Origin of the sequence: Pseudomonas sp. (assembly GCF_035277045.1) — a bacterium.
Lineage (GTDB): Bacteria > Pseudomonadota > Gammaproteobacteria > Pseudomonadales > Pseudomonadaceae > Aquipseudomonas.
The window spans coordinates 1-3,043 of the sequence record NZ_DATELE010000272.1 but is presented as its reverse complement, the minus strand read 5'-3'; the positions used below and the strand labels follow the sequence as shown (position 1 = coordinate 3,043).

The following is a 3,043-nucleotide window of genomic DNA, read 5'->3' as shown; positions in this document are numbered from 1 at the left end:
CTGATCAATGCCTTGCCGCGCGACCCGCATGCGCACCAGGCCTTCGAGAACATCCGCATCGTCGGCAAGGGCACCATCGACGGCAATGGCTGGAAGCGTAACCCGGACGTGGTCGACGCGCGCGGGCGAGCCTTGCCCTTCTACCTGCCCAGCGACAACACCCGTTACAGCCGCGATGGCGTGCTGGCCAAGGCCCAGGTCGAACGGGCCGTGGCCGAGGGCATGAACGTCAAGGACGCCTATGGCCAGATGCGCTCGTCGCTGATCACCCTGCGTGATGTGAAGAATGTCTTCTACGGCGGCTTCACTGTGCTCAACCCGGCGTACCACGGCATCATGAACCTGGAGACCGAGAACGTGGTGATGGCCAACACCACGCACAAGACCTACGACGCCAATAACGGCGACGGTATCGAGTTCGCCAACAGCCGCGGCGCGATGGTGTTCAACAACTTCTTCGACACCGGCGATGACTGCGTCAACTTCGCCGCCGGCACCGGCGCCGATGCCGTGCACCAGAAGGCCCAGGAAGACGCGTGGATTTTCAACAACTATTTCCGCAAGGGCCATGGCATGGTCGTCGCGGGCAGTCATACCGGGGCCTGGATCCAGAACATCCTGGCTGAAGACAACGTGTCCGATGGCACCGATGCCGGGCTGCGCATGAAGAGCACCAACTTCATGGGCGGTGGCGCGCGCAATGTGACCTTTCGTGATTCAGCCATACGTAACACGGCCAAGCAGGCGTTCATCTTCACCCTGGATTACAACGACCCGAATGCCAAGCTGGACTATGAGCGATCGACGATACCGGGGCAGTTCCGCGATATCCGGGTCAGCGATGTCAGTGTCGAAAACGCCCGGATGGCGGCGATCGAGGTCAAGGGCGATAGCCAGCACAATGCTTATCATCAAGGGCTGACGTTCGAACGAGTGCGGTTCAGTGGCGAGGCCAAGGTGACGATCGATGGCTTGAGGGATTCGCGTTTCGAGGGTATTCGCTTCAGTGAAACCGGGGATGCCAATCCCTGGCAGGTGAGTGGCAGCCAGGGCCTGGCGTTCCACGATGTCGCGCCGTCACCGCAGTAGCCCCGGCAAGCCCTGTTCCACGATCCGCACCCGCACGCTTATTCGCTGTAGAACGCCTGGAGTTGTTGCGCGGCGCGCAGGCGCATGCGGCTGTTGCTCAGGTGCAGGTACATCGCCGCACGCGCGGCATCGACCTGCCTGCTGGCGATGGCGTCGAAGATCTGCTGGTGCTCGGTGTTGATGCCCGCGAGGTAGGTGCTGCGGTTGCTTTGCCCTGTGTAGGCGGAGTTCATGCGCGTGCGCGGGATCATCTTGGTCCCCAGGTGCTTCATGATGTCGATGAGGTAATGGTTGCCCGCGGCCTTGGCGATTTTCAGGTGGAACTGGAAATCGGCGTTGGTGGTGCTGCCGGACTTTTCCGGGCCCTGCAGCAACGCCTTCAAGGCCTGCTCCAGCTCCTCGAGTGCCTGGGGTGTGGCGCGTTCGGCGGCCATGCCCGCGGCCTGCACCTCCAGGCTCATCCGGAACTCCAGCAAGTCCAGCACATCGGACAGCAGCACGATCGTCGCCGGGCCGACGTTGAAGCCCTCAGGCGCCGGCATATCCAGCACGAAGGTGCCAACCCCGTGCTGGGTTTCGACCAGCCCCGCCGCCTGCATGCGCGACAGCGCTTCGCGGACCACCGAACGGCTGACCCCCTCGGTTTCCATGATCCTGGCCTCGGTGGGCAGCTTGTCGCCACGCTTGAGCGTGCCTTCGCGCATGCGCTGGGCGAAGCGCTCGACCAGGGATTCGGCAAGACGGCGAGGCTTGTGGGGGGCGGGGGAGGCTTGATCCGACATCAGCAGGCTCTAAGGTGATCAGCGGCCATTATAGTGCGTTTCAATGCAAAGCCGCGGCTATAATCCAGGATCGTCTGGCTTTAATGGATCCCTCCGATGGCGCGTGTTCCCCCTGATCGACGCTTGAACCTCGCCCAGCAACTGGTGCTTGACCTGTCGCGCCGGATTCTTGCCGGCGAGCTGCCGGCGGGCAGCAAGCTGCCGACCGAACAGGTCTTCACCGAAGAGCGCGGGGTCAGCCGCACCGTGGTTCGCGAAGCCATGTCGCGCCTTCAGGCAGAGGGCCTGGTGGAGACTCGCCGTGGCATTGGCACCTTCGTGGTGGACACGATGCGGCCTGGCGACTTCCAGGACAGCAAGCCTGAAAAAGGCACCGCCTACGATGCGGCTGCGATCATCGAGCTTCGTTTGAGTCTTGAGGTGGAGGCCGCTGCCATCGCAGCGCAACGCGCCACGCCCGCGCAACTGCTGGCCATTCGCGCAGCGCTCGATGCGGCCAACGCGCTTGAGCAGATCGATGAGCAAAGCACGCGCATCGACTTCGATTTCCACCTGCAGATTGCCCAGTGCACCGGCAACAGTTTTTTCATCGATGCCATGACGCACCTGAGCACTACGTTGCTGGCTGCCACCCAACCGGCAACACCCGGCGTCACCGAGCATCGGCGCACGCTACAGGTCCGTGAACGCGAGCAGATCTACGCCGCGGTCGCTCACAAAGACGCTGATGCAGCCCGCGCGGCGATGCGCCTGCACCTGACCAATTGCCTGCAGCGCGCGCGCGACGCGGTTCAGGCCGCGGCGTGATGAGCGTCGCGCCTCCCACCTCTCACTTCACGGGAGTCAACCATGCAAACCACAGGCAACACTCTTCTGGTCACCGGTGGCGGCAGCGGTATCGGCCGCGCGCTGGCCGAGGCCTTCCTGGCCTTGGGTAACGACGTCATCATCGCCGGGCGCCGCGAGCCGGTGCTCAAGCAGGTCGTCGCGGCGAACCCCGGCCTGCGCCACGTGGTGCTCGACACCAGCGATGCCGCGGAAAGCCAGCGGGTCATCGGCGAACTGATTGCCAGCCACCCCAGCCTCAATGCAGTGATTCATTGCGCTGGGATCATGCGTGGCGAGTCCCTGCGCGAGGGACCCACGGCACTCGAGGCCACGGTCGCGACCAA

General features: G+C 63.7%; 4 protein-coding genes. 3 read left to right on the top strand and 1 reads right to left on the bottom strand.

What is annotated here, in order from left to right; translation table 11 throughout:
- Positions 1 to 1,089: glycoside hydrolase family 28 protein (locus VJS90_RS15100; RefSeq protein WP_324122451.1), on the top strand; the 1,089-nt coding region annotated here is incomplete at its 5' end.
- A 38-nt stretch (positions 1,090 to 1,127) separates the two neighbouring features.
- On the opposite strand, the gene VJS90_RS15095 is transcribed toward VJS90_RS15100, so the two are convergent.
- Entirely contained in the window at positions 1,128 to 1,871 is a 744-nt protein-coding gene (locus VJS90_RS15095; RefSeq protein ID WP_324122450.1) for a FadR/GntR family transcriptional regulator, read from the bottom strand.
- A 96-nt stretch (positions 1,872 to 1,967) separates the two neighbouring features.
- Between VJS90_RS15095 and VJS90_RS15090 the strand changes: the two genes are divergently transcribed.
- Positions 1,968 to 2,678 carry a FadR/GntR family transcriptional regulator gene (locus VJS90_RS15090; RefSeq protein ID WP_324122449.1) on the top strand — a complete coding sequence of 237 codons (711 nt, stop codon included), beginning with the start codon at positions 1,968 to 1,970 and terminating at the stop codon, positions 2,676 to 2,678.
- A gap of 42 nt (positions 2,679 to 2,720) precedes the next feature.
- Positions 2,721 to 3,043 (top strand): SDR family NAD(P)-dependent oxidoreductase (locus tag VJS90_RS15085; protein WP_324122448.1); only part of this gene is annotated, 323 nt, incomplete at its 3' end.

Coding starts and splice junctions, on each gene's coding strand:
- VJS90_RS15095 (WP_324122450.1), bottom strand. CDS start 1,871: ATGTCGGATCAAGCCTCCCCCGCCCCCCACAAGCCTCGCCGTCTTGCC.
- VJS90_RS15090 (WP_324122449.1), top strand. CDS start 1,968: ATGGCGCGTGTTCCCCCTGATCGACGCTTGAACCTCGCCCAGCAACTG.